20 protein-coding genes are annotated in these 26,557 nt (G+C 66.8%); 16 read left to right on the top strand and 4 right to left on the bottom strand.

What is annotated here, in order from left to right:
• Positions 1-5 precede the first annotated feature (5 nt).
• From MOV80_RS19685 to MOV80_RS19645, 9 genes are read left to right on the top strand one after another with little or no spacing between them, the layout of a single operon-like run.
• On the top strand, positions 6-812 hold the full coding sequence (locus tag MOV80_RS19685) for a polysaccharide biosynthesis/export family protein (protein WP_019104153.1): 807 nt from the start codon (positions 6-8) through the stop codon (positions 810-812).
• Between the two features lie 27 nt (positions 813-839).
• The gene (locus MOV80_RS19680) at positions 840-2,834 is read left to right on the top strand and encodes an exopolysaccharide transport family protein (RefSeq protein ID WP_107731371.1); all 1,995 of its coding nucleotides are present in this window, start codon (positions 840-842) and stop codon (positions 2,832-2,834) included.
• A complete protein-coding gene (locus MOV80_RS19675; RefSeq protein ID WP_118266310.1) occupies positions 2,831-4,015 on the top strand; it encodes a glycosyltransferase in 1,185 nt (394 codons plus the stop codon). The genes MOV80_RS19680 and MOV80_RS19675 overlap by 4 nt, the downstream gene beginning before the upstream one ends.
• Complete coding sequence (locus MOV80_RS19670) at positions 4,008-5,339, top strand: cellulase family glycosylhydrolase (RefSeq protein WP_081575740.1); 1,332 nt, start codon at positions 4,008-4,010, stop codon at positions 5,337-5,339. Before MOV80_RS19675 ends, MOV80_RS19670 begins: the two co-directional genes overlap by 8 nt.
• A complete protein-coding gene (locus MOV80_RS19665) occupies positions 5,336-6,598 on the top strand; it encodes a glycosyltransferase (RefSeq protein ID WP_198001630.1) in 1,263 nt (420 codons plus the stop codon). Before MOV80_RS19670 ends, MOV80_RS19665 begins: the two co-directional genes overlap by 4 nt.
• A complete protein-coding gene (locus MOV80_RS19660; protein ID WP_249605411.1) occupies positions 6,582-7,685 on the top strand; it encodes a glycosyltransferase family 1 protein in 1,104 nt (367 codons plus the stop codon). The genes MOV80_RS19665 and MOV80_RS19660 overlap by 17 nt, the downstream gene beginning before the upstream one ends.
• A complete protein-coding gene (locus MOV80_RS19655) occupies positions 7,682-9,106 on the top strand; it encodes an O-antigen ligase family protein (RefSeq protein ID WP_191186235.1) in 1,425 nt (474 codons plus the stop codon). The genes MOV80_RS19660 and MOV80_RS19655 overlap by 4 nt, the downstream gene beginning before the upstream one ends.
• The gene (locus MOV80_RS19650; RefSeq protein ID WP_052052120.1) at positions 9,103-9,966 is read left to right on the top strand and encodes an acyltransferase; all 864 of its coding nucleotides are present in this window, start codon (positions 9,103-9,105) and stop codon (positions 9,964-9,966) included. Before MOV80_RS19655 ends, MOV80_RS19650 begins: the two co-directional genes overlap by 4 nt.
• 13 nt (positions 9,967-9,979) lie before the next feature.
• Positions 9,980-11,386, top strand: a complete 1,407-nt coding sequence (locus MOV80_RS19645) for a lipid II flippase MurJ (RefSeq protein WP_249605410.1) — start codon at positions 9,980-9,982, stop codon at positions 11,384-11,386.
• A 382-nt stretch (positions 11,387-11,768) separates the two neighbouring features.
• Here MOV80_RS19645 and MOV80_RS19640 read toward each other — a convergent pair whose 3' ends face one another.
• Complete coding sequence (locus MOV80_RS19640; RefSeq protein WP_118266316.1) at positions 11,769-12,161, bottom strand: VOC family protein; 393 nt, start codon at positions 12,159-12,161, stop codon at positions 11,769-11,771.
• Between the two features lie 21 nt (positions 12,162-12,182).
• Positions 12,183-12,737: a cysteine hydrolase family protein gene (locus MOV80_RS19635; protein ID WP_118266318.1), complete on the bottom strand. Its 555-nt coding sequence runs from the start codon at positions 12,735-12,737 to the stop codon at positions 12,183-12,185.
• A 937-nt stretch (positions 12,738-13,674) separates the two neighbouring features.
• On the opposite strand from MOV80_RS19635, the gene MOV80_RS19630 reads away from it, so the two are divergent.
• Positions 13,675-14,124, top strand: a complete 450-nt coding sequence (locus MOV80_RS19630; protein ID WP_107731461.1) for a hypothetical protein — start codon at positions 13,675-13,677, stop codon at positions 14,122-14,124.
• A gap of 49 nt (positions 14,125-14,173) precedes the next feature.
• Here the strand turns inward: MOV80_RS19630 and MOV80_RS19625 are convergent, their stop codons facing one another.
• The gene (locus MOV80_RS19625) at positions 14,174-14,893 is read right to left on the bottom strand and encodes a helix-turn-helix transcriptional regulator (RefSeq protein WP_249605409.1); all 720 of its coding nucleotides are present in this window, start codon (positions 14,891-14,893) and stop codon (positions 14,174-14,176) included.
• Between the two features lie 79 nt (positions 14,894-14,972).
• On the opposite strand from MOV80_RS19625, the gene MOV80_RS19620 reads away from it, so the two are divergent.
• The 3 genes from MOV80_RS19620 to MOV80_RS19610 are packed head-to-tail and all read left to right on the top strand — an operon-like array spanning position 14,973 to position 17,052.
• Complete coding sequence (locus MOV80_RS19620; RefSeq protein ID WP_118266320.1) at positions 14,973-15,599, top strand: DUF6058 family natural product biosynthesis protein; 627 nt, start codon at positions 14,973-14,975, stop codon at positions 15,597-15,599.
• A complete protein-coding gene (locus MOV80_RS19615) occupies positions 15,596-16,702 on the top strand; it encodes a cytochrome P450 (protein ID WP_118266322.1) in 1,107 nt (368 codons plus the stop codon). The genes MOV80_RS19620 and MOV80_RS19615 overlap by 4 nt, the downstream gene beginning before the upstream one ends.
• Positions 16,699-17,052 carry an antibiotic biosynthesis monooxygenase gene (locus tag MOV80_RS19610; protein WP_019101061.1) on the top strand — a complete coding sequence of 118 codons (354 nt, stop codon included), beginning with the start codon at positions 16,699-16,701 and terminating at the stop codon, positions 17,050-17,052. Before MOV80_RS19615 ends, MOV80_RS19610 begins: the two co-directional genes overlap by 4 nt.
• Here the strand turns inward: MOV80_RS19610 and MOV80_RS19605 are convergent.
• Positions 17,024-17,806, bottom strand: coding sequence for a class I SAM-dependent methyltransferase (locus MOV80_RS19605; protein WP_052052118.1), 783 nt, complete (start codon positions 17,804-17,806; stop codon positions 17,024-17,026). The genes MOV80_RS19610 and MOV80_RS19605 overlap by 29 nt on opposite strands.
• A gap of 363 nt (positions 17,807-18,169) precedes the next feature.
• On the opposite strand from MOV80_RS19605, the gene MOV80_RS19600 reads away from it, so the two are divergent.
• The 3 genes from MOV80_RS19600 to MOV80_RS19590 are packed head-to-tail and all read left to right on the top strand — an operon-like array spanning position 18,170 to position 26,551.
• Positions 18,170-24,217: a DUF4347 domain-containing protein gene (locus MOV80_RS19600; RefSeq protein WP_118266325.1), complete on the top strand. Its 6,048-nt coding sequence runs from the start codon at positions 18,170-18,172 to the stop codon at positions 24,215-24,217.
• A gap of 52 nt (positions 24,218-24,269) precedes the next feature.
• Positions 24,270-25,793: a TolC family protein gene (locus MOV80_RS19595; RefSeq protein ID WP_118266327.1), complete on the top strand. Its 1,524-nt coding sequence runs from the start codon at positions 24,270-24,272 to the stop codon at positions 25,791-25,793.
• Positions 25,790-26,551, top strand: a complete 762-nt coding sequence (locus MOV80_RS19590; RefSeq protein ID WP_019104302.1) for an efflux RND transporter periplasmic adaptor subunit — start codon at positions 25,790-25,792, stop codon at positions 26,549-26,551. The genes MOV80_RS19595 and MOV80_RS19590 overlap by 4 nt, the downstream gene beginning before the upstream one ends.
• Positions 26,552-26,557: the final 6 nt, after the last annotated feature.

The following is a 26,557-nucleotide window of genomic DNA, read 5'->3' as shown; positions in this document are numbered from 1 at the left end:
ATGCGATGACTACCGCCAAACTCGCCGCCGTTTTGTTGTTCGCCGTTCTGGGCGGTCTGACGGCCTGTTCCACTCCCAGCACCATCGCGCTGCCGGACGCCAAGACCGTGGAAGCGCGGCAGCTGGCGCTGCGCGACATCAGCCAATTGCCGCCGCCCGTCACCAGGGTAATGAACGGCGACACCCTGCGCATTGTCCGCGACGCGCAATCTCCAGCCGAAAAAGACGAGATGGCGCTGTTCTTCGTGCGCCCGGACGGCAGCTTTTCCTACCCCCACGCCGGCCTGGTCCGCGGCGGCGGCCGCACGCCGGAGGAAATAGGGGCGGAGATCACCGACCGGCTGTCCACGCTGTATCGCCAGCCGCAAGTCACCGTCAACATCGCCATCGCGCCGGGCAACCGCGTCTTCGTAGGCGGCGCGGTGCGCAATCCGTCCGCCTTCGAACTGAGCGCCGCCGCCAGCATAGAACAAGCGGTGATCGGCGCCGGCGGCGTCCTGCCGTCCGCCGACAGCGAGCACGTGGCGCTGCTGCGCATGGACGAGACCGGCCTGTATCAGATCTATTTCACCGATCTGGCGCGGATGCTGGACCCGGCCGCCGGACGGCGCGGAGTCATGCTGCAACGCGGCGACATCGTGTTTGTGCCCAAATCCGCCATCGGCAAGGCGGTGGAAGGCGTGGACATGTACGTCAACCAGCTGCTGCCCTTCTCCAAGGCGATAGGCATCGGCCTGAATTACGACCTGGGCGGCAAAGGCAGCAACAACGTCAACATCCAGAACAACCCCACCATCAAGGCCGGCGGTTAGCCCCTGGTCCGCACCGGCGATAGCGACATGATAGAAATCCGCTCCTTCCGCGATCTGGCCCGCCTGTTTTTCATCTTCCGGCGGGAGTTCAAATGGGCGTTCGCCGCCACCGTGCTGGTGGCGGTGCTGGGCGCTTTCTTGCTGCCGGCCCGCTACGAATCCGAGGCGCGGCTGCTGGTCAAGCCCGGCCGCGACACCAGCACGCTGCCGATTGAATACGCCGACCGTCAGACGCTGGTGGCGCCCAGCACCCAGCGCGATCCCATCGTGGATGAGGAAAAGCTGCTGACCGGCCGCCCCATCATCCACCAAGTCGCCGACTACTACCTGAACGAAATGCGTTCTCCGCCGCCGCAAGGCTGGTGGAAAACCTTCAAGTATCAGGCGAAGCAGGCCGCCGCCACGGTGTTGGACGGAGTGCGCGACGCGCTGGCCCTGATCGGGGTGGTGGAAACGCAGACCCCGCAAGAGCGGCTGGCCGCCAGGCTGGAAAAACAGTTCAGCGTCAGCCATCAGAGCGGCTCCGCGGTGATGGAAATCGCTTTCAGCTGGGACGATCCGGCGGTGGCGCAGCAAGTGCTGGCCAAGTGGCTGTCCTTGTACATCGATGAGCGCAGTCGCGCGCTGGGCCGCAAAAGCCTGTACGCGTTTTACGAAACCGAGAGCGGCAAGCTGGCCGAGCAGATCGCCGGCTACAAGGAACGCATCGGCCAGCAATTGCGCCAGATCGACGGCATCAGTTCCAAGGAGAGGCTGGACAGCCTCACCGACCAGCTCAACAAGCTGGAGGCGGCGCGCAGCGCCGACCAGGCGGACTGGATGGCGGCGCAGGGCGGCATCGCCAATGCCCAGGCCAGCGGCGGCAAGCTGCCGCGTGAAATCACCAAGGAGCGCGAACTGAGCCTGAATCCGGCGCAGCAGGATCTCAAGCTCAAGCTCAACGGCTTGGAGTTGGAGCGGCTGGACAAGCTCAAGACTTATCTGCCGGACGCGCCGCCCATCCGCGAGCTGGACGAAAACATCGCCGCGCTCAAGGCGCTGATCGCGCGCGAAAAAGACACGGTGCAGCGCTCGGAAAACCGCGTGCCCAGCGACCTCGTCAATCTGCTGGAGCGCGGCAAGCTGGAGCGCGGCATGCGCGTCGGCGAGCTAAAGGCCAAGGTGGCGGCTTACGACAAGGCCATCGCCGCGCTGAAGGACGAGCGCGCGCGCATTCTGAGCGTGGAGCCGGAGCTGTCGCGGCTGGAGCGCAATCTGGCGGTGGCGGAAAAGAACTACCTGCTCTACCGCGACAGTCTGGAAAAAGCGCGCATCGACCGTGAGCTGGACAACAGCCGCATCAGCAATATCGCGGTGATCGAGCAAGCCACCTTTAGCCCGGCGCGAGTGTTTCCCAAGAGCCTGGCCATCCTGTTGGCCGCGGTGCCGGCCGGTTTGGCGGTGGGGCTGTTCGTGCTCTACCTGTGCTACCTGCTGGACCAGCGCATTCACGATGGTGGGGGCGTTGAGCGCCGTTTTGGCGTGCCGCTGTGGAGCACGCTGATGGAATTGGAACCGGGCCAAACCCCTCCTCCGGCGTTCGAAGCCAGTGTCTATCGACTTTACAGCCAACTGCCGGCAGACAAGCTGGCGCGAGACGGCCTGGTGATCGGTCTGGTGTCCTCGCGGCGCGGCGAGGGCGTCAGCTTCATCGCCGGCCAGTTCCTGCGCGTGTTGGCCGAGCGAGGCGTGCCGGCAAGGCTGGCCGCCGGCGACGCGCGCGTCGGCCCCGGCGAAGTGGCGCTGATCGAGGCGCCGGCGCTGCTCGACAATCAACAGGCCTTTGTGCAGTTGAAGCGCGCCGATCTGATCCTGCTGGTGGTGGAGGCGCGCGCCTCCACGGTGCCGGTGGTGGAAAACGCGCTGGCCATCCTCGGCACCGCGTTTGGGCAGGTGGACGGCATTGTGCTCAACCGCCGCCGTTTTGAAATCCCCGCCGCCGTGCTGAAACGCGCGGCGCGCTGGAAAGGAGAAGGCAGATGAAGATCGCCCTGTTGGCTCCGCTGCCGTCGGAGCAGAACGGCATTGCCGACTATGCCGACGCCTGGCGCCGGGCTTTGGAAAACGAAGGCGTCAGCGTCGTCTCTCCGCTGGGGGGGCTGCCGCTGGCGAGCAACGCTCTGGAACTGTCCTGGCAGATGCAGAACGTGGACTGGCGGCGTTTCGATCTGGTGCACGCGGAGCTGGGAGGCGGGCGCTGCGGCGAGTTCATGGCGCTGGAGTGGCTGGCGCGTCATCAGCCGGAACTGAGACTGACCGCCACTGTTCATGACCCGGAACGCCTGGTCTGGAGGCCGCCCGGCTTGCCGCGGCGGCTGCCGCGCCCGCTTGGCCAGGCCGCCGCCTTGCTGGCCGCTCCGCTGACGCTGGCGCGAGAGCGGCGGCTGGCCCGGCGCTTGACCCGGTTGGTGACGCTGACGACCATCGGCGCGGAACGCCTGGCCCGGCGGATGCGGTTGCCGGACGGGCGGGTGTTCCATATCGCGCACGGCAATTGCGAGATCCCCGCTCAGCCGTTGCCGGCCTTGCCGCCGCAAGGGCCGTTGCGGCTGCTGTACTTCGGCTACATCTACCAGGGCAAGGGCATCGAGGATGTGCTGGACGCGCTGGCGTTGCTGCAGGAAGAGCCGGATACCCGCGACCGGGTGAGGCTGACCCTGGCGGGCGGTGTGGCGCCGGACGTCGCCTTCGGCCGCTCCGGCTCTTATCTGGAGTCCCTGCGCCAGCAAGCCATCCTGCTGGGGCTGCACCGGGACATGCTGGAATGGCGGCCGGACCTGCCGGCGGCCGAGATCCCCGGCCTGATCCAGGCCAATCACGCCATGGTGCTGCCTTATCGGGAATCGTGGAAGCTGGCCTTGCTGGGCCGGATGTGCGGCGCCAGCGGCGCGCTGTCCTGGGCGGTGGCCTGCGGCCGCGGCGTGGTCTGTTCCGACGCCCGCGCCCTGGCCGAGGAGGCCTCCTTCGGCAACGGCGCGGTGTACGCCCGGGGCGACAGCGCGGCGTTGGCCCGGACCTTGAGCGGGCTGCTGCGTCAGCCGGAGCGCTTGCGTCAGCACAGCGAGCAGGCGCGGAGCTTGGGTCGGGAGCGCGCTTGGCCGCGGGTGGCGACGCAATTTCTGCAATTGTTTCAGACGGCGCTGCGGGAGAGAGCGCATGGCTAGCGCGCGCGGCGGCGCGGCGCGGCGGATGTTGGTTCTGGCGGCGGTTCTGGGCTTGGCCGCGGCTGGCCCGCGCGCCGAAACCACCGAGCTGACCGCCGGCCGGCCGGTGGTGTGGCGCGATTTCCTTGGCGTCAACGCGCATTTCCTGTGGTTCACGCCGCCGCAATACCAGCGCCAGATGCAGCAGCTCAAGTCCTTGGGCCTGAACTGGGTGCGCGTGGACCTGCATTGGGATCGCCACGAGCCCAAGGAAAACCAGTTTGTGTTTGCGCCGCTGGACCAACTGGTGGACACGCTGAAGGCGCAGAAGCTCAAATCGGTATTTTACTTGGTGGGGTCGGCGCCCTTCGCCAGCAGCGTGCCGCCGCTGCTTGGCTCCAGCGACCAGTACCCGCCCAAGGACGACAAGGTGTTCGCCAAGCGCATGGCCATGTTGGCGCGGCGCTATCCGACGGTGGATGCCTGGCAGGTGTGGAACGAACCCAATCTGCCCGGCTTCTGGCGGCCGCTGCCCAGTCCGGAAGGGTACGGCCGTTTGTTGCAGGCCAGCGCCGAAGCGCTGCGCGCCGCTGCGCCGGGCAAGCCGGTGGTGATGGCCGGCATGGCTTATTACAGTCAGATGCCGGTGCGCGGCGGGCTGATGCTGGAGGAGCTGGGCAAGAAGGGAAGCCTGAACCTGAAAACCATCGTCGCCTACCACCCATACAGCCAGCAGCCGGAGGGCGACGATCCTAAAACGCGGGACTTCGTGCTGCGCGCGCAGCAGATCAACGCCCGGCTGCGTCAGGTCAAGGCGCCGGGGATCTGGGCCACCGAATGGGGCTGGTCCAGCTACGCCGGGCCCAAGGAAGAGCAGGACATCATCGGCCGCGACGGCCAGGCGGATTATCTATTGCGCCGGCTGGCGTTGATGAGCGCGCTGGATTACGACCGCGTCTTCCTGTTCGCGTTGTCCGATCTGGACCAGCGCGCCAGCGCGCGCGACCGCGGCTACGGCCTGCTGGATCTCGACGGCAAGCCCAAGCCCGCCTATAAGGCCCTGGCGCGTTTCCTCGCCATTACCGGCCCGCGGCTGGAGCCGGCGGCGCCGCCGCGCTTGGACGCCGCGCCGGATGGTTTGTACAGCATCGCCTGGCGCAAGCCGGACGGCGCGCGCCTGTGGATGTTCTGGAGCGCGAGCGGCGGCGCGGCGCGTTTGCCCGGCATCGCCCGCGCCACGCTGCGTCAGCCGCTGAGCGGAGGCAGCACCGCCTTGAGCGCCGCTGGAGACAGCCTGCGCGTGACGGTGACGCCGCAGCTGCAAATTTTGGAGTGGCGAGAATGAAACCGGGGTCTCTTCACCGTCCTCTTTCCCTCGGTTCCACCGGCGCGTGTCCGCCGCTGCGTATCTTGTGGACTCTGCCTTATCTGCCCTGGCCCACCACCAGCGGGGGCAAGCTGCGTCAGTTCCAACTGCTGCGCGCGCTGGCGGCGCGCGGCCATCGCATCACCTTGCTGGTGCAGAGCAAGGAGCCCGCCAGCGACGCCTGCCGCCGCCAGCTGGAAAGCATTGTTGAACGGCTGATCGTGCTGCCGCGCCGGCCGCTGAAACACCCGCTGACGCTGTTGGCCGCCGCGCTGGGCCCGTATCCGCTGCTGGCCAGCGTCAACGGCCTGGCGCCGGACTTGAGCCGAACCTTCGACGGCCTGCTGCGCCAGCGTTGGGACGTGGTGCAAATCGAGCACAGTTACGGCTTGCAGCCCTTTCTGGACGTGTTGGGCCGCCACGGTCAGCCTTTCCTGCTGACCGAGCACAATGTCGAATCCGAGCTGGGCGCGGCCACTTATCAGCACCTGCCGCGCTGGTGCGCGCCCTTTGTGTGGTGGGACCGCTGGCGTTATCGGCGCTGGGCGGCCCTGGCGTTGAACGCCGCCGAGCGCGTCGCCGCCGTCACCTGGGAGGATGCCGCGGCAATGGCTCAGCACAGCGGCCGGCTGGTGGACGTGGTGATCAACGGCGTGGACGCCGACGCCTTCTCCGAAGTGCGTCCGGATTACGCCAGCCAGCGCCTGCTGTTCGTCGGCAATTTCGAATACCCGCCCAACCGCGACGCCGTCGTCTGGCTGGCGGAGGAAGTGATGCCGCGGTTGTGGCGGCGGCTGCCGCGGGCGCGGCTGGCGATATGCGGTTACGCGATGCCGGAAGACTGGGCGCGGCGGTGGCCGGACGAGCGTCTGGAGTGGCTGGGCTTTGTGCCGGAACTCTCGACGCAGCAGCGCCGCGCCGCCGCCTTCATCGCCGGGCTGCGTCAGGGCGGAGGCTCCAAGCTCAAAGTGCTGGAGGCGCTGGCCGCGGGCCTGGCGCTGCTGAGCACGCCGCAGGGCGCGTCCGGGCTGGACCTGCGGCCCGACAGCGATTACCTGAGGGGCGACGACGCCGAGCAGCTGGCCGAGGCCGCCGCCGCGCTGCTGAGCCGGCCGGAGCGCGCCGCCAGCCTGGGCGCGGCTGGGCGGGAATACGTGAGGAGGCGGCACGATTGGGCCATCGCCGCCGACCAGCTGGAAACCTTGTATCGGGAGCTGAGACATGCGCATCGGAATTGATTACCGTCCGGTCACCGCCGCGCCGCGCTCCGGCATCGCGCGGCAAGTGCTGGCGCTGGAAGCCGCGTTGGCGGCGCGGCCGAACGTGGAAGTGCTGCGCTTCACCGCCTGTCCGGCAGACCATCCCCACCGGCGGCTGGCCGAATGCCCGGCGCGGCCCAGTCCTGCGGACGGACTGCACCGCCCGCGCGAGCGTTGGCATTTCGAATGCCGTTTTTTGCCGCGGGCCATCCGCGCCCGTCGGCTGGACCTGTACATCGCCACCGCCAACACCGGTCTGCCGCTCTGGCGCGCGCCCGGCGGCGTGCGCTACGCCATGCTGCTGCACGATGTGTTCCAGCTGACTCTGGACAACTATCACGTCAGCCTGCTGCGCGCGCTGGCTTACCGCGTAATCGACTGGGCCGGCACCGCGCGTTCCTTGCAGCGCGCCGACGCGATATGGACACCGTCGCAATTCACCGCCGACGCCGCCGCGCGGCTGTTCCCGCGTCAGCGCGCCAAACTGGCGCTGCTGCCCAACGCGGTGCCGCAGCCGGCCGCGCCGGCCGCGGCGCTGCCTGCCTCGCTGCCGGCGCGCTACTGGCTGGCGGTGGGCGCGCGCGAACCGCGCAAGAACATGCCCTGGTTTGTTGAGCAATGGCGGAAGGCGCGTCAGCGCCAGCCGGACCTGCCGGCATTGGCGCTGGTGGCGCGGCCGGAAGACCTGCCGGCGGAACTGCGGCGGCTGGAGGGGCTGATCTGGCTCAGCGATCTGGACGACGGCATGTTGAGTGCGGTGTACGCGGCGGCGGAACGGCTGTGGCAACCGTCCTACGCGGAAGGCTTCGGCCTGCCGGTGATAGAGGCGCTGGCGCAAGGCACGCCGGTGGCGGTGGCCACCGGCTCGGCGCTGGACGAAGTCGCGCCGCCGCAAGCGGCGCGCTTCGCCCCCAACGACGCCAGCGGGCTGCAAGCCCTGATGCACCGGCTGGCCGCGGCCGGGCCGGACGGTGACGCCGACGCCAACCGCGCCTGGGCGCGACGCTACGATATGGATGCCTATCGCCGCCGCGTGGATCAGCTATTGGACCGGCTGCTGGCATGACGCCGCTGAACCGCGCGCTCGCCCTGGTCTGCGGGCTATTGTTCGGCGGCTTACTGGCCTTCAGCCCGGCCGCCGCCGCGCTGGCGCTGGCCGCCGCCTGCGCCGGAGTCGCCGTGCTGCGCGCGCCGCTGCTGGGTCTGGTTTTGTTCGGCTTCGCCGCCACCCTGACGCCCTATTCCACGGTGCAACTGGGCGTGCGCGTCACCGTATCCGAGGCGCTGCTGGGCCTGGCCTGGCTGGGCGCGCTGCCGCGCTTGGCCGTCGGCGTCCTGCAATGGCCGAGCGGCCGCGTCGAGCGGCGCTTGTTGTGGCTGATGGCCTTCAGCCTGCTGCCGTTTTTGGCGGGGCAGCTGATGGTGCAGGCCGACGGCAACGGCCCGGTCAACTGGGCGCGCTGGCTGCTTAATCTGTCCGCCTTGTTCCTAGCCCCGCTGTTGCTGCCGGACGAGCGCAGCCGCGACCGTCTGATCGTGATGTTGCTGTTGGGCACGCTGGCCATGCTGCTGCTGTCCATCGGCTACTTTCTCAAGGACCGCGACGCCAACAGCTTCATCCCGGTGCTGGAGAAGCTGCGCTACGCCCATCCGGAAGCGGTGCGCGACATCTTCTCCGCCAACTACACCCGCATGGCCTCGCCCTGGGTGCATCCCAACCTCACCGGCGGCGCGTTGGCGCTCTTCCTGCCGCTGGCTTTCTTTTACGGTTTGACGCAGCGCGGCTGGCGGCGTTTGCTGGGCCTGACGGTGGCGCTGTTGGGCGCGGCCGGCCTGTTGTTCAGCATTTCGCGCGGGGCCATCGTCAGCCTGGCGCTGGTGTTGTTGTGGCTGAGCTGGCGGCGCGCGCCGCATGCCGGCCGCATCATCGGCCTGGCCGCGGCGCTGGGCCTGGCCCTGGTCTTGTTCTACCCGCCCTTGCAAGAACGGCTGGCCACCACTTTCTCCGCCAGCAACGCCAGCACCGAGGTGCGCATGGACGAATACCGCCGCTTCCCCGACGCGGTGCGCGCTTACCCGCTGGGCCTGGGATTCAAGGTGGATCCGCCGCCGCCGGACAGCGGCCTGCTCGGCATCTCCAATCTGTGGCTCAACTTCGTCTACAAGCTGGGCGCGCCCGGCATGTTGCTGTTCGTCGCCGTTACCGTAGCCTGGTGGCGCGAGGCGCGGCCGCGCGGCCCCTTGTCCGAGTTGGACCCGGAGCGCGCCATCTGGCTCGGCACCCTGTCCGGCTTGCTGGCTGCGCTGCTCACCGGTCTGTTTGACCACTATTACAGCTTCACCATGGTGCTGATCGGCCTGTTCTGGCTGCTGATGGGCGTCAATCTGCAAGCGGCGCGCCGGCTGGCCGGCCGCGGCGACCCGCTGTTGACCCTCTCCGCGCCGGTAGGCTCCGCGCCAATCGATTCGAAAGCGAAACCGCGATGAACCCGACCGACCTTCCCCCCGCGCCGCCGGCGCTGACGCTACGCCACCGTATTTACCACAGCAGCGCGCTGCGCGAGCGCCTGGACGGCTACGCCGCGCGCCTTGGCGTTCCGGCGGCGGAACTGGCCGTCGCTTACGACTGGATGCTGGCCAATAATGTGGCCTTCGAAGAGGGCGACGCCGCGGAGCCGCGCGTCTCCATCGTTTCCGTGAATATGGAAAGCCGCATCCCGCATCCGTTGGCGAGCCGCTTCTACGCGCTGCTGCGCGACGAAGTGCCCACCCAACTGGTGCCGCGTTACGGCCTCAACTGGCCCACTTTCAAGGACCGCTGGCTGCGCGCCTGGGAGCAGTGCTACAACATCCTGATCAACAAACTGCCGTCCCACCACCTGCGGCTGGCCTGGCTGCGCCTGGGCGGCGCGCGCATCGGCAAGGGCTCCAGCGTGTGGCGCAACACCGAGGTGCTGGGGGTCAACAATCTGGTGATAGGCGCGGACAGCTGCGTGGCCTGGCATTGCCTGCTGGACGCCCGCGCCGGGCTGATCATCGGCGATCACGTCGCCATTGCCTCCTACGCCAAAATCATCGCCGGCAGCCACGACCTGAGCGCGCCGGAATTCTGGTCGGTGTCTGCGCCGGTGTATATCGACGATTACGCCTGGATCGCCACCGGCGCGCTGATCGGCCACGGCGCGCGCATCGGCCGCGGCGCGGTGGTCACCGCCAACACCGTGGTGGGCAAGGAAGTGGCCCCGTACAAGATCGTCGGCGGCAGCGGCGCCAAGCCCATGGGCGAGCGGCCGCGCGATCTCAACTACAAGGTGGGCGGCAAAGGGCTGTTCACCCTGTTCCACTAATGACACTGAGCCCATGTTCGGTCCCGCCGCCTTATTGACCCTGGCCACGCTGGCCGGCCTGTTGGCCGGTTTCGCCCGCGAGTGGCTGCTGGTGGCCGCCTGGGGAGCCGGCGGGCGCAGCGACGCCTTTCTGGTGGCGATGTTCCTGCCGGAAGCCTTGCGCACTCTGCTGGCCGGCGGCCTGCTGTCCGCCGCGCTGCTGCCCTTGTGGCAAGCGCAGACGCCGGCGCGGCGCGGCGCCTGGTTGGCTGGTCAACTGCGCCACTGGTTGGGCGTTGGCCTGGGGCTGGCCGCGTTGTTGAGCCTGGCCGCGCCGTGGCTGACGCGGGCGCTGGCGCCCGGCGTCGACGCCGCTCACGCGGCGCAGGCCGCCGCCGCGCTGCGCCGGCTGGCCTGGCTGGCGCCTGGCCTGCTGGCCCAGGCGGCGCTGGCGGCGCCGCTGCAAGCCCAGGGCCGTTTCCTGCTGGCCGGGCTGGGTTCGCTGCTGTTCAATCTGCCGGCGGTGTCCTACCTGTATTGGGCCGGGCCGGCCGCGACGGAGACGGCGCTGGCGCAATGTTTTCTGGCCGGCAGCGGACTGATGGCGGCGGCCTTGCTGCCCGGCAACTGGCGGCAGGGCTGGCGGCCCTGGCTGCGCGCCGGCCGCGGCGAGACCGGCCAAGCCTGGCGGCAGCTGTGGCCCTTGCTGGCCAGCGGCGCGGCCAGCCAGGGCTTGGGCTTGCTGGAACGTATGGCCGCCTCGCTGCTGGGGGAGGGGACGATTACCCTGCTCAATCTGGCGCGCAAGCTGATCAACCTGCCGCTGATCGCGCTGATGAGCTTGAACCAGGTGCTGTTGAGCAAGATGAGCGGCGCGCTGGGCGAGGACCGGCGGCGGTTGCTGGACAGCGGCCTGGCCGCCTGCACCCTGCTGACCCTGCCGGCGGCGGCGGGTTTGATCGGAGCCGCGCCGGCGCTGGTGGCCTTGCTGCTGCCGGCCGGGCTGGCGGCGAGCAGCCTGCCGCTGCTGCTGGCGTTGTACGCGCCGGGCATTGTGTTCGGCGCCTGGAACGCCTTGTTGGCGCGCTATTGCTACGCCGGCGGCGATACCCGCGGGCCGATGCTGCTGGAACTGGCGGGCAGCGCGTTGAGCGCGGCGTTGCTGCTGACGCTGCCGCGCTGGCTGGGCTTGCCGGGTCTGGCGCTGGCCGCCTTGGCGGGGGTATGGCTGACCGGCGCGCTGCTCGCCGCTCGCTTGGGTCAGGGCCTGTTGCCAAGGCTGGCGCGCCAGGGCCTGGCGGCGTCCGTACCGCTGGCCGCCGCCGGCCTGCTGTTGTTTCCGCTGCGCGGCTCCGGCCCGTGGCCGCAACTGGCGTTGGCCGCCGTGGCCGGCGCTGTGCTGTTGCTGGTTCTGGGCTGGCGTTTTAGAGCCGGTTCATGATCTTTTCTGATTTGAAGTATTGGCCAAAGCATTGAATCCGCTGCGCGGATGATGATTTAGGGCCGGTTCCGCCCGGCAAACGGAAAGGGAGATTTGCGCGGCCAAATCTCCCTATCACTGAGCGAATCAAAGATTCGCACGTAGTCCCCTAAAGGCCGCCCTGCAAGCCTGGCCTGCGGCTTCCCGCCAGGGCCCGCCAGACCCGAGGCGCGGCTGAACTCGCAGCGCGCTAACGTCGCGCTACTCGAACAGGCTGCCGCTTAAGACCTCGGGCCTGCCACCCGTCGGCAGGCTTGAAGGGAGTGGGGGCGCGTCGAATACGAGGTTTCCAGTGTATCTACGCAACGTCTCAACGTACTTAACAAAGATCGTGAACAGGTTCTTAGGCGGAAATGGGCGAGCACAACTCCAACAGCAAGCCATCCGGACAACGTAGATGGGACACCGTCTGGCCCCAGGGCTTGAGCGACGGCGCTTGCAGCTCAACGCCGCCGTGGCGCAAGGCCTGGGCGTGCGCGGCGGCCACGTCGTCGGTGACCAGCGCAATCTCCATGCCCAGCGGCAGCGGCGAGGCGTCCGCCGCCACATAGCCTTCCGGCAGATTCATCCGGCCCAGCGGGTGGGCGGCGAACGCCAGAGTGGTGGCGCCGGTGTCCAGTTCGCCGTAATCGCCGGATTCGTGCAGAAAGCGGCGCTTCAGGCCGAAGGCGTTTTCAAAGAAGGCCAGCGAGGCGGCGACGTCGGAGACGTAGAGAATGGTGTAGCCGAATTGCATGGTTGAGCTCCTGATCAGGGTTTATTGCAGTTGCCGCAGCATGTCGGCGCATTGAACGATATGGGCGTACTCGCCGTCCAGATTGGCCAGCGCCATGGCGTGCACTTCATCTGCGCTGCGGGGCGTGCCGGCGTAGTCCACTTTGTCGAAGGCGAAGCAGGCGTCCGCGGCCACCAGGGTGCGGAAGCCGAGGTTGCCGGCGCTGCGGGCGGTGGCTTCCACCGAGTTGTTGGTGCTGACGCCGACGATGAGCAGTTGTTCGATGCCGCGCACGCGCAGCCAGCGTTCCAGGCCGCTGTGGGCGAAGGCGTCCGGCACGTTCTTTTCCATGACGTGTTCGCTCGCCAGCGGGGTCAGCGCCGGCTGGAATTCGACGCCGGGCTGACCGGGCCAGAACGGCGAGCCGGGGGTGCGGGAAATGTGGCGCACGTGAACCAGCGGCGCGCCGGCCTGGCGCCAGGCGTTCAGCAGTTGGGCGATATTGGCTTCGGCCTGGGGGTTGTTGCGCGGGCCGGCTTCGGGGCGGCTCATGCCTTGTTGCATGTCGATGATGATGAGGGCGGGGGCGTTGTGCATGGCGGGAATGCCGGGGTCATGGCGGGGGTTTAGTGTAGCAGGGGAGGTGGGGTATAGGGTGAAAGCCCTGGCTGGGCTTTCGCTAGTTTGAATCCGCTGCGCGGATGATGTTTTTGGTGCCGCTTTCCGCGCGGCGAACGGGGAGGGGGCGGGCCGCCGCCCCCTTCCATCCCCCCTCGTCCCCCAGGACGCGAAACCCCGAAGAAAAAGGGGCCTGCAAGGCGCGGCTGAACTCGCGATTTGCTAGCGTCAAATCGCTCAAACAAAGCAGCCGCTTAAAACCTTGCAGACCCCTTTTTCTCCGGCGCGCCCCGAGGGGACACTTGGTCGCTATACGAGGTGGTTTTTTTTTGAAAAAGAAGGGTGGTTTAGCAAAGCGAATCATTGCTTGTGGGTAACTTGGCTTCACAGCTTTTTCTTGTGGATAAGTCCTACATCCCAAGAATAAACCACGTATCCGACGCACCCTGGGTCCCTTCAAGCCTGCCGACGGGTCCCGGCGGGAAGCCGTAGGCCAGGCTTGCAGGGCGGCCTTTGGGGTGAAGGGGAATTTGGCCGAGCAAATTCCCCTTCCTGCCTGCCGGGCAGCCCCGGCAATGAAAATCATCATCCGCGCAGCGGATACAAACCCCAAACACCTAGCCACACCAACCACCCCACCTTGACCCCGCCGGCCCCCTCGGCAACAATCCCCACGTTGCCGCCAAAACAAGCGGCACACGGGATTGGCGTCCCGTAATCACTGTTAACTTGCTTGCGCAGAATTCTGCGCAAGCTGCTTTTCCATGGTCGTGCCATTCGGCAGGCGCATGGTGGGAGAGTGCTATGCACTCACCGGGTTAACAGTGTCCGGTACGCCAATCCTGCCACGCGCCTGCCTAATACCTCAGCCTCACTCGGCAGGTGGTTTATCTTGTGTCACAGCAGGAGAAACACCATGCATCACGCTCAAAACTTCCCCCGTCGTCGCCGCTACAAACTGCACTCGCTGGAGCAGCAGGAAGCCTTGCTCCCCTTCGTCCGCCTCTGCCCCGGCCGCACCTATCGGCATTACTGGCAAATGCCCGCGCCCCGTAAGGATTACCACGCCGACAGCGCCTACGGCCGCGAATGCGCGGCCCACCTGCTGCAATGGATGAAGGACAACCGCGAATACGTTGGCAAAGGCCTGCTCAGCCGCGTGGCGCGGGACATCGACTTTGACGACCGCGACGGACGCGGCCAGTGGATGGGCTTCTTCAACTATCTGGAAATCATGATGCTGCTGGGGGCCGATCGGGTCCGGGTCTATCGTCATGTGGATAGCCAACACCAGCTCTATCTGGCGCTGGGACAACGGCTCAGCCTGGAAGCGCGCTTCCGCCGCATCCGCCTGCGCAATCGCTGACCTCCGCCGCGTGGGTATCGCCGTCCGGCGATACCCACCTTAATCCCCCTCAATCCCCCCGCAGCTGTTCGCTGCCCACTCCGCATTCCTGCTTCAAGAAGGCGTAACCGGCCGGCGTGATCCGCAAGGCGCGGCTGTCGCTGCGGCGCTCGGTCAGGCCGCGCTGCAAAAAGGCCTGACACAGGGCCGCGCCCAGGCTGCCGGCGATGTGGTCGCGGCGCTCGCTCCAGTCCAGGCAGGCGCGCGCCAGCGGCCGGCGCGGGCGGGCGATGCCGGCCAGTTGAATGTCCAGCCGCGCCGCCAGCCAGTCCGCGCCGGCCGGGGTCACCGCGAACTCGCGCTCTTCAAGCCGTTGCAGCAGTTGCTGCTGTTGCAGGAAGTCGGCGACGGCGATGCCCAGCCGGCCGGCCAGGTGGTCGTAGCAGCTGCGCGCCAGACGGATGTCGGCGTTGCTCTTGGGACGCACCGCGGTCCGGCTTTCGCCGGCGGCTGCGGACAGCGCTTCCAGCGCGTGGGCGATGGCCGGGCTGGCCAGGCCGTAATAGCGGTGGCGGCCGCGCTGTTCCACCCGCACCGCCTGGCCGTGCAGCAGCTTGGCCAGATGGTTGCTGGCCGCTTGCGGCGACAGGCCGGCGGCCTGGGCCAGGTCGCTGGCCGGGTAGAGGCGGCCGTCTTGCAACAGCAGCAGCATCAGCGCGCGGCCGGGATCGGCCAGCAGGCTGGCCAGGCGGCTGATGTCGGGTATGCGGTCGTGCGGGGTTGCAAGCATGGTTCATCCTTGGCTGAAACTTTGGCGGACGCCGCCGGCTACGATAAACCCATCGTCAAGTTGGAACAAGGAGCGGGAAGTGGAGGATTTGCTGGACTATTTGCGCCGTCATTTTCTGGCGGAACCGGAGCTGTTGGCGCGCAGCGGTGTGAGCCTGGACACTTTGCGTGGCTGGCAGCGGGCCGGCGCGGCGCCGTGGCCGTCGTATCGGCTGACGCTGGCCGGGGAGGCTTCGTCCTGCATGGGCGCGGCGGCCTTGAGCGCGGAGTCGGCCTGGTATCCGTGGGGCATGCTGTGCTGGCTGGGTCAGGCGCTGGCCTTGGGCGGCGAGCCGGAGCGTTTGCGCGCCGGCTTTGAGAGCGCGTGGCGCGAGGGGCTGGCGGCGTTGGAGCTGCCTCCTGCCGAGGCGGAGCCGGACTTGGCGGCCGTGTGGCGGGATTTCCTGGCCGGAAGCTACGGGGTGTGCACCCGCGCCGGCTTGCCGGGGGAGGTCGCGCAGAAGGAGGCGCTGGTGTTGCTGATCGACGCGTTGACGGATCGTCAACGCCGGCCCGGGTTGGCGCCGGCCGAGCGGGAGCGCCTGGCGTGGGCGGTGGATTTGCTGGACGCGGTAGCGGCGCCGTTTGCGCCGCATGAGCGGGCGGGCAGTTCGCGCGCCCGCTGTGTCGAGCTGACGCGGCGGCGCTATCTGGGAGCGGCGGCGTGAGCGCCTGGCCCTTGGACCCGCTGGCGGCGGTGGTCCACGCCCATCCCTATCCCTATTACCGGGATCTGGCGCAGCGACAGCCATTGTATTTTGATGCCGGCCTGGGCTTGTGGGTGGCCGCCGGCCACGCGGCGGTACAGGCGGCGCTGGCTTCAGCGACATGCCGGGTGCGCCCGGTGGAACAGCCCGCGCCGTCGCAACTGGGCGACGGCGGCTTGGCGCGGACTTTCTGTCTGTGGGCGCGGATGAGCGAGGCGCCGCGCCATCCGGCCTTGAAGGCGGCCTTGAACCGGGCCTTGGCGACGGTGGCGGGCGCGGAGGCCGGAGGTCTGGCGGAAAGTCTGGCGCGAGACTGGCTGGCGCGCGAACCATTGAATGGAGGCTTGCTGGACCGGATGGCGCAGGGTTTGCCGGTGCTGACGCTGGCGGGCTTGCTGGGGTTGCCGATGGAGGACGCGCCGGGTTTGGTCGCGGAGGCGGCGGGCTTGGCGCGGGCGTTGGCGGCGGATGCCGACGCCGAGGCGCTGGAGAGCGGGGAACGGGCTTTGGAGGCGTTGCAGGCTCGGGTGGCCAAGGCTTTGCCTCGGTCCGGCGGCCTATTGGCGGTATTGCGACGCGAGTGGATGGAGGAGGAGGAGGCGCTGACGGCGAATGTGATCGGCCTGTTGTTCCAGAGCTTGGACGCCGGCGCCGGCCTGTTCGCCGCCGCGGTCTGGCATCAGGCCCAAGGCCGTCCGCTGGCGGCGGGCGCGGCGGCGGATTGGGCCTGGCTGGCCTTGCATGATCCGGTCTTGCACAACACCCGCCGTTTCGTCGCGCGGGATTGGCATCACGGCGGCCAGACGGTGCCGGCCGGCGCTTCATTATTAGTGGTGCTGGCCGCTGCGGCTTTGGACCCGGCAGGGCCGGGCGAAGGCTTGATGTTCGGCGCGGGCCGGCATGCGTGTCCGGGCCAGGCGCTGGCGCTGGAGATTGCCCGCGGCGGCTTGGCCGCCTTGGCGGCGATGCGGCCGGATTGGAAAACCTTGACGGCGGCGGCGCGTTTTCGCCGGCTGCCCAATGCGCGCGTGCGCATCTATGACGAGGAAGGGAGTGCGGAATGATTGCGGTGATTTTCGAGGTGGAACTGGCCGAGGGCGGCCGGGATGGGTATCTGGGCTGGGCCGAGCATCTGGGGCGGGAGTTGGCGACGGCGGACGGTTTCCTGTCCATCGAGCGGTTCGTCAGCCTGAACCGGCCGGACAAAATGCTGTCGCTGTCGTTCTGGCGCGATGAAGAGGCGGTGGCGGCCTGGCGGCGGCTGGAGCCGCACCGCGCGGCGCAACGGCAGGGCCGGGAGGCTTTGTTCGCCGATTACCGGCTACGGGTGGCGACGGTGTTGCGGGACTATGGGATGAACGAGCGGGCGCAAGCGCCCGATGGCGTCAGCCCTGAACGGGATGCAAGGCCTTGATCACGTAAAGATCAAAGCGGGTGGACTTGCCGTCCAGCACCGCGGATGGCTTCACGCCTTCGATGGCCGCGCCCAGCCGCGGCCGTTTCACCACCACGCGGTTCTTGGCCGCGGCGATGGCGGCTTGCAGCAGCGCGGCGCTGTCCTGGTCGTCGCCTATCACCTGCTGAAAGGCTTGCATGTCCTTTTTGGCGGCCGCGCTTTTCTTGTCGGTATCCGGGAACATCGGGTCGACGAAGACCACATCCGGCCGTTCGGCCTCGCTCAGCGCAGCCAGCCAGGCGATGGAGCTGGCGTGAACCAGTTGCATGCGAGCGGCGATGTCGGCGGTGTCCGGGTGGCCGGCGGCGCGCTCTAGCGCATCGGCCAGCAGCGCGGCGGCCACCGGCGAGCGTTCCACCAGGGTGACGCGGCAGCCCAGTCCGGCCAGCACAAAGCTATCGCGGCCCAGGCCGGCGGTGGCGTCCACCACATAGGGCAGTTCCTTGGCGCCTTTCAGGCCTATGGCCTTGGCCACCGGTTGGCCGCGGCCGCCTCCCTGCTCGCGGCGATGTTTGGCCGCGCCCTCGACGAATTCCGCATACACCGCGCCGTGCTTGCCAGTGGTCAGCAGTTCCAGTCGTTCCTCGCCCAGTTCCAGCCAATAGCCTTGTTGCGGTCTTTGCTCCAGCAGCGGCAAAGCAAAGCGCTGGCTTAGCAGGCGGGCGGCGTCCAGACGGCGGGGACAGGCGCAGTACAGCGGGGTGGCGGGCATGGATAAATCCTTGGATGGAGCGGACGGCGGACGAACGATACGGGATGGCGCGGACGAGGGCAAGCCGCGGCACATCGCATATGTTGATCAAATATCGTGTGTGCTACGTATTTGCACTTAGCTTACTTCGCGTGAGGAACAACTATTTTTTAAAGAGGGGCCTTCTTCGTTGCGGTTGACAGCTTTTGTCAGCTTGCCGGCGGTCAGGTTTGTTACGTTGTCGCAGTTGTTCTGGTTTGAATTTATTTAATTGTCATTTATTTTTGCTTTGATACAGGTTCTAATCCGCTGAGCAGTTTTTGGGATGCAGTCATAGGCGAGGTTCGACCGGTGCTTTAAGCCGAAATGATCGGGGAGAGCGTGATGGGGTGGTGGAAATCAGCGGGGCAATCGCAAGGCAGTAATAAGAAGACACCGGTTCTCAAACGCTCCCGCCTGCTGTTGCAGGCCTTGGAGCCCAGGTTGATGTTCGACGGCGCGGCGGCCGCTACGGCCGCCGCCTCGGCGCATGCGGACGCGCCGCACCCCGTGGAGCGCCCGGCTCCGGCGGAAGCACCCGCCGCGCCGCGGTCCGCCGCGGTGGAGCGGCTGGCGGAGAAGTTCGCCGCGGCCTTGGCGCCGGTTGCGCCGGCCAAACAGGTGGTGTTTGTCGAATCCAATGTCGCCAATTACCAAAGCCTGCTGGCGCAAATGCCGTCCGGCATGGAAGTGGTGGTGCTCAATGCCGGCAAGGACGGCCTGAGCCAGATGGCGGAATGGGCCAAAACCCATCACGGCTACGCCGCCATCCACGTGATTTCCCATGGACAGAGCGGAGATCTGATGTTGGGCAGCGTGGAGCTGACCACCGCCAAGCTGGATAGCCGTCAGGCGGACCTGAAAGCCATCGGTCAAGCCCTGAGCGCCAACGGCGACATCCTGCTCTACGGCTGCGATATCGCCGCCGGCAGCAGCGGCGCCGCCTTCGTCAGCGCGCTGTCCCGTTACACTCAGGCCGACGTGGCCGCGTCCACCGACGCCACCGGCGCGGCAAGGCTGGGCGGCGACTGGACGCTGGAGCACAACAGCGGCCATATCGATGTGGATGCGCTGAGTTTTGATTACAAGGGCCTATTGGCGGTTCCGGCTAGCCAGAATTTTGACAGTGGCTCCACTACGAGTAACGGAACGAGCAGCTTGTCGTTGGGTGGCGTCACTTACTCTACTTCGTCGGGTGGGCAAGTGGAGGTGGTGGACGTGGACGATTATTATGCGGAGCATTTCACGGGTTTTCAGGGGAAGGCCATCCTGAATAACTATGCAGGTTCTACTAATGTCGCTATCACTTACTTCCAGTTCAGTTCCACGAGCTTAGCGGATAATTTCAAACTGAACTCCCTGGTTGCCAATGCGTTTGATACAGCGGGGACGTTTGCGCAGCAATTTACCATTACCGGTTATGACGGAGGTTCCGGTACCACTGCCACGATCACGGTTACCGGTTTTGATTTCACCACGAGCGGTACTTATGGTACGGGGAATATGGCGATCACCTATGTGAAGAATGCAGGGGGATCCTATAACGCAGGCACGCTGACTTTTGGTAGTGGCTGGGACAATATTGATACGGTTAGATTCACTGCTACGGATGGCAAGGCAGTCGGTTTAGGCATGGACTCACTCAGTTTCTCCGCGCCAACTCCATCCAACGCCGCTCCAGTCTTGACCGCCAGCGGCGGCTCAAGCGCCTATAGCAGCGGTACCGGCACCGCGGTGACGGTGGACAGCGGCATCACGCTGTCCGACTCCGACAGCAGCACCCAGGCCAGCGCCACCGTGTCCGTCACCGGCAACTTCCACAGCGGCGAGGACGTGCTGGCCTTCACCAACAACGGCAGCACCATGGGCAATATCAGCGCCAGCTACAACAGCGGCACCGGGGTGCTGACGCTGACGTCCAGCGGGGCGACAGCGACGCTGGCGCAATGGCAGGCCGCCTTGCGCGCGGTGACTTACTCCGACAGCTCGCTGTCGCCCAACACCAGCTCCCGCACAATTAGCTTCGCTATCAATGATGGTAATTCCAGCAGCAGCGCGGTGACCAAGACGGTGACGGTGGCGGCGGACGCCGCGCCGGTGATAGGCAACCTCAACGGCGACAATCCCACGTTCACCGAGAAAGGCGGCGCGGTGAAACTGGACACCGGCACCGCTGTGACGGTGACGGATAGCGACACGCCCAACTTCAACAGCGGCAACCTGACCGTGCACATTTCCGCCAACGGCCAAAGCGGTCAGGATGTACTGGGCGTGGACACCAGCGGCACGGTGAGCCTGTCCAGCGGCACAAGCGTGGGCAGCGTGGTGACGGTGGGCGGGGTGAGCATAGGGGTGATCGCCAGCAACGGCGATGGTGTCAGCGGTCATGATCTGATTGTCACCTTCAACAGCAACGCCACTCCGTCGCGAGTGGCCACGCTGGTGGCGGCGCTGACTTACAACAACACCAGCAACGATCCCAATACCGCCACCCGCACCATCAATGTCAGCGTTAATGATGGACGCGGGGGCACCGGGTCCAGCAATGTGACGGTGGCGGTGGCGGCGGTCAACGACGCGCCCACCGGCAGCGCCACTGCCAGCAACCCCACCTTCGCCATGGGCGGCTCCGCGGTGGCGGTGTTCAGCGGCGCCAGCGTTAGCGCGATTGAATCCAGCCAGAGCATCATCCTGCTGACCCTGACCGTGTCCGGTTTGCATGACGGCAGCAGCGAAATCCTGTCCATAGACGGCAGCAATGTGGCGCTGACCAACGGTAACTCGGTCACCACCAGCGGCAACGGCCTGAGCGTCACCGTGTCGCTCTCCGGCGGCACCGCTACCGTATCCATCAGCAGTAGCGGCATATCCGGCGGCACCGCGGCCAGCGTGGTCAACGGCATCACCTATCGAGACAGCAACGGCAGCCCCACCGCAGGCAACCGGGTGGTGACGCTGACCAGCGTCAAGGACAACGGCGGCACCAGCAATGGCGGCGTCGACACCACCACGCTGGCGCTGGCTTCTACCGTCAACGTCGCCGTGGTGCCGGTAGTGACTACCAGCGGCGGCAGCGTCGCCTTCACCGCCGGCGACAACACCGCCTCCACCCCGGTGGCGATAGACAGTGGTCTCACCGTCACCGACAGCGCCAGCCCCACCCTGGTCAGCGCCACCGTTTCCATCTCCGGCAACTTCCAGAGTGGCGAGGACGTGCTGGCTTTCAGTAACGACGGCAGTACCATGGGCAACATCATCGCCAGCTACAACAGCGGCACCGGGGTGCTGACACTGACTTCCAGCGGCGGCAGTGCCACGCTGGCGCAGTGGCAGGCGGCTTTGCGCGCGGTAACCTACACCGACAGCGCGGTAAGCCCCAACACCGCCACTCGCACCATCAGCTTTCAGGTCAACGACGGCAACGCCAGCAGTAGCGCCGTGACGCGCACGGTGACGGTGGCCGCCACCGATCAAACCCCGATCGCCACCGCCAGCGGAGGCAGCGCCGCCTTCACCGCCGGGGACAATACGACCTCCACGCCTGTGGCGGTGGACCCGGGTCTCACCGTCAGCGATTTGGACAACAGCACGCTGTCCAGCGCCACGGTGTCTATCAGCGGCAACTTCCAGAGCGGCCAGGACGTATTGGCCTTCACCAACACCAGCGCCATCACCTTCGGCAACATCACCGCCAGCTACAACAGCGGCACCGGAGTACTGACGCTGACCTCCAGCGGCGCCACGGCGACGCTGGCGCAATGGCAGGCGGCCTTGCGCGCGGTGACTTACACCGACAGCGCTGTGACGCCCAATACCGCCACCCGCACCGTCAGCTTCCAGGTCAACGACGGTAGCAAGAACAGCAGCGTCGTGACTCGCAGCGTGACGGTGGCCGCCACCGATCAAACTCCGATCGCCACCGCGAGCGGCGGCAGCGCGGCCTTCACCGCCGGGGACAATACGACGTCCACGCCGGTGGCGGTGGACACCGGCATTACGGTCAGCGACCTGGACAACACCACGCTGGCCAGCGCCCGAGTGTCCATTACTGGCAACTTCCACAGCGGCGAGGATGTGCTGGCTTTCAACAACAGCAACAGCAGCACCTACGGCAATATCACGGCCAGCTACAACAGCGGCACCGGAGTGCTGACGCTGACCTCCAGCGGCGCCACGGCGACGCTGGCGCAATGGCAGGCCGCGCTGCGCGCGGTCACTTACACCGATACAGCGGTGACGCCCAATACCGCCACTCGCACCGTCAGCTTCAGTGTTAACGACGGGAGCAAGGACAGCGCGGCGGTGACCCGCAGCGTTACGGTGGCGGCCACGGATCAAACGCCGATCGCCACCACTACCGGCAGCGCCGGCGCCTATGTGGTGGGCGGCGCGGCCACGCCGGTGGATGGCGGCCTGACCGTGTCCGATCTGGACAACACCACTTTGGCCAGCGCCACGGTGGCGATTACCGGCAATTTCCACAGCGGCGAGGATGTGCTTGCCTTCAGCAACACCAGTAGCAGCGCCTTCGGCAATATCACGGCCAGTTACAACGCCGGCACTGGGGTGCTGACGCTGACGTCGAGCGGTGCGACGGCTACCTTGGCGCAATGGCAGGCGGCCTTGCGCGCGGTGACCTACAACGACACCGCCGGTTCGCCCAATACCGGCGCCCGCACCGTCAGCTTCACCGTCAACGACGGTACCAAGAACAGCGCCGCCGCCACCCGCAACATCGCCATGCAACTGATGCCGCCCAGCGTCTCCGGCCTAACCAGCGGCACCGACACCGGCAGCAGCAATAGCGACGGCATCACCAGCAACGCCACGCCCACGGTCACCGGCACCGCTATCGCCAACAGCATCGTCCAGATTTATGTGGACGGCGTGCTGATCGATGGAGTGACCGCGGACGGGAGCGGAGCATGGAGCTACAGCTTCGTCTCCAGCCTGACGTCGGGCGCGCACGCCATCACTGCCGTGGTTAGCAGCGGCGGGGTCAGCAGCGGCCAATCCAGCGCTTGCAACGTGGTGATCGACACCAGCGCGCCGTCCGCGCCGTCCGGCGTTGCCTTGAGCACGGCGACGGATACCGGCAGCAACCACGGCGACGGCGTCACCGGCAATAACCGTCCCACCGTCACCGGCACGGCGGAAGCCAATAGCACGGTGACGGTGTACGTGGACGGCACGGCGGTGGGCACGGCGACGGCGGACGGCAGCGGGGCATGGAGTTACAACCTGAGCAGTGCTTTGGCGGACGGCGATCACAGCATTCGTACCACCGCCACCGATCTGGCCGGCAACGCCAGCGGTCAATCGACAACTTACGTCATCACCGTGGACACCGCCGCGCCGGCGCCGCAGTCCTTCACCCGCTTGGATCCGGTTTCCAGCTCCGCCGGCAGCCTGCGTTACGACCTAGTGCTGAACAAACCCATCGTCGGCCTGAACGCCAGCGATCTGAGCGTGATCACCAGCGGCGGCGCTCGCGCCAGCATCGGCAATATTGTCCGCATCAGCGATAGCCACTACGTGGTGCAGTTGACTGGGGTGGGCGGCGCGGGCTCAGTGGCGCTGGCGCTCAAGTCCGGCGCGGCGGCTGATTTGGCCGGCAATGTGACCCAGCAGCAGACGGTGGCTCCGGCCTATCAACTGAGCTCCGCCACCACCGTGGTGCTGCCGCCGCTGCCGCCGGCGGAAGCGCCGCCGCAGCCCAACGCGGCGCCGGTCATCAACATCGCGCCCATTACGCCCAATATCGTGCTGGCCGCGGTGAGCGGCGTGGGCAACGGCAATGGCCCCGCGCAGACTCCGCAAGGCCCTGTCGGGCCTTTGACTAGCAACCTCGTTCAGGTTTCCTTTGGTCAGGACCGTTTCGCCCCGACGCCCAGCGAGCCGTTTGGACGCGGCAACGCCGGTCTGCCCTTTGTTTCCAATCTGGGCGGCACCTCGGGCGCGCCGCTGCAAGTGATGCCGGATCTGGGCGTAAGGCCGCTGGTGGCCGGGCAGGGCTTCAACTTCAGCCTGCCGCCCGGCACCGTGATTACCCGCAACCCGGACGCGGTGCTGAACATTCAGGTGCGTCAGAGCAATGGTCAGCCGCTGCCGACCTGGCTGAAGTTCGACCCTCAGACCGGCCGTTTCAGCGGCACGCCGCCGGCGGGCTGGAGTCGATCCCTGTCTTTGGAAGTGACGGTCAGCGACCAGAACGGCCATCGCGGCATTACGCATATGCAGTTGAAAACCGGTGCGAGCGAGCAGGCGGTCGCGGCAACGGAGAAGGTCGCGGCGGCGGGCAAGCCGGCTTTGCACGAGCAATTCCGCCAGCACGGCAGACCCGCTTTCGACCAGCGGATCGCCGAATGGCTGCAAGCGGAGGACGTGGTTTGACCGCGGGTTTCATCCATAACTTCACTAAACAAACAAACGCGCAGGGGACGATATGAAGCAACAAACACAGGGGGGAGGGGCCGGCCTCGGCGTTCTTCGAACGCTGGCCGCGCTGACCGCGTTGGCTTTGACCGGTTGCGCGGTCACGCCCACGCCGATGAGCTTGGGGGATCGCCAAGCCACGCTGGCGGCGGACCGCCAGGCCATGTTCGGCAGCCAGGAGCCGCTGGCCGGGCCGGTAACCTTGCAAGAGGCGATGGCGCGCGCGTTGAAGTACAACCTGGATTACCGGGTCAAGTTGATGGAAGAGGCGATGGCGCAGCGCCAGCTGGACCTGTCCAGCCTGGACATGCTGCCCAAGCTGGCGCTGGCCGCCGGCTACACCGCGCGCAACAAGGACAACGCCTCCTCGTCGCAGAACGTCGCCACCGGCGAGCAATCGCTGGTGCCGTCCATCTCCTCGGAGAAGCGCAGCCATACCGCGGACCTCAACTTGAGCTGGAACGTGCTGGACTTCGGCGTCAGCTACTACACCGCGCAGCAACAGTCCGACCGCATGCTGATCCTGCAGCAGCGCAAGCGCAAAGTGGCGCAGCAATTGATGCAGCAAGTGCGTGAAGCCTGGTGGCAGGCGGTGGGCGCGCAACAGCTGGAGGGCCGCATCGATTCGCTGCTGGCCGAAACCAATCGTGCGCTGGAAGACGCGAGGCAGGTGGAGAAGCAGAAGCTGCGCGCGCCGCTGGAAGCGCTGAACTACCGCCGCCAACTGCTGGACGTGATCCGCCAGATGGGCATGATCCGCAACGCGCTGGCCCAGGCCAAACCCAAGCTGGCCGCCATCATGAACGTGCCGCCGGGCACCGATTTCAAGGTGGCGGTGCCGGCAGGGCTGCCCACTCCTGCCTTGGGCCTGAAGCTGGAGCAGATGGAGGAAATGGCCCTGCTGAATCGGCCGGAATTGAACGAGGCGCGCTACAACGAACGCATCGGCGTCACCGAAACCCGCAAGGCCATCGCCAAGCTGCTGCCGGGCCTGGAATTCAGCATCGGACAGAACTACGACAGCAATAAATTCCTGGTCAACAACTCTTGGAGCGACGCCGGCCTGCGCATCAGCTGGAACTTGCTCAATCTGTTCAGCGCCGGGCCGATCACCAAAGCCGCAGACGCCCAGCTGCAAGTGGCCAAGACCCAGCGCATGGCGCTGAACATGGCGGTGTTGACCCAAGTGCACGTGGCTTATCTCGACCTCAAGGGCCGTTCACGCCAGTTCTCGCTGGAACAAGAACTCAACGACGTGGAACAACGCATCTACGTGCAGAACCGCAACGCCACAGACAGCGGCGTGCAGGGCCGTCTGCCGGCGATCCTGGCCGACGCCAACGCGGTGTTCTCCACGCTGCGCTTGTACCAAAGCTACGGCGATCTGCAAAACGCCTACGGCCAGATGGGCTCCAGCCTGGGGATGGACCCGCTGCCGGAAAGCACCGCCAGCTATGATCTGCCGGCCTTGTCCGCCGCCTTCAAAGGCGCGGAAACGCGTTGGCAGGGGCAGGTGGCGGGGAGCAAGCCATGAAGTTGACGGCACTTCGGACCGCGGTCTGCCTGCTGGCGGCCGGCTGGGCTCAGGCGGCGACGCAGCCAGCCAAACCGTTGCCGGCGCCGGTGACCAACGCCAGCGACGGCCGCATCCGCGTGCAGTTGATGGCGCGCAACGCCGTGACCCTGTCCGGCGAGGTGGCGGCCAAGATTGCGGCCTTGCCGGTGCCTGAGGGCGCCAGCTTCAGCAAGGGCCAGGCTCTGGTGCAGTTCGACTGCGGAAGTTATCGCGCCCAGCTGCGCAAATCCCAGGCCTCGCTGGAGGCCGCCAGCCAGTTGCTCAAGGTGAACAACCAACTGGCCAAGCTCAATTCCGCCGGCGCGCTGGACGTGGCCCAGGCCCAGGGCAAAGCCAAGGAAGCGGCCGCGGACGCCAGCTATATGCAGACCATCGTAGGCAAATGCGTGATCAGCGCGCCGTTCAACGGCCGCGTGGCGCGCCGCATCGCCGCCGTGCACCAATACGTCAGCCCGGGCAATCCGGTGTTGGACATCGTCGATTCCGGCTCGCTGGAACTACGCATGCTGGTGCCGTCCAAATGGCTGGCCAAGCTCAAGCCCGGCAGCAAGTTCACCGTGGCGGTGGACGAGTTGGGCGCCAGCTTCCCGGCCAGGATAGAACGCCTGGGCGCGCAGATAGACCCGGTCAGCCAATCCATCCTCGCGGTGGGCGTCATCGAGGGCAACGGCGCCAGCCTTTTGCCGGGGATGAGCGGCTGGGCCAGCTTCAAGTAGGCGGTG

Origin of the sequence: Chromobacterium sp. IRSSSOUMB001 (genome assembly GCF_023507765.1) — a bacterium.
GTDB lineage: Bacteria > Pseudomonadota > Gammaproteobacteria > Burkholderiales > Chromobacteriaceae > Chromobacterium > Chromobacterium haemolyticum.
Note: the sequence above shows the minus strand (reverse complement) of the source record. Positions and strands in the feature narration are given on the sequence as shown.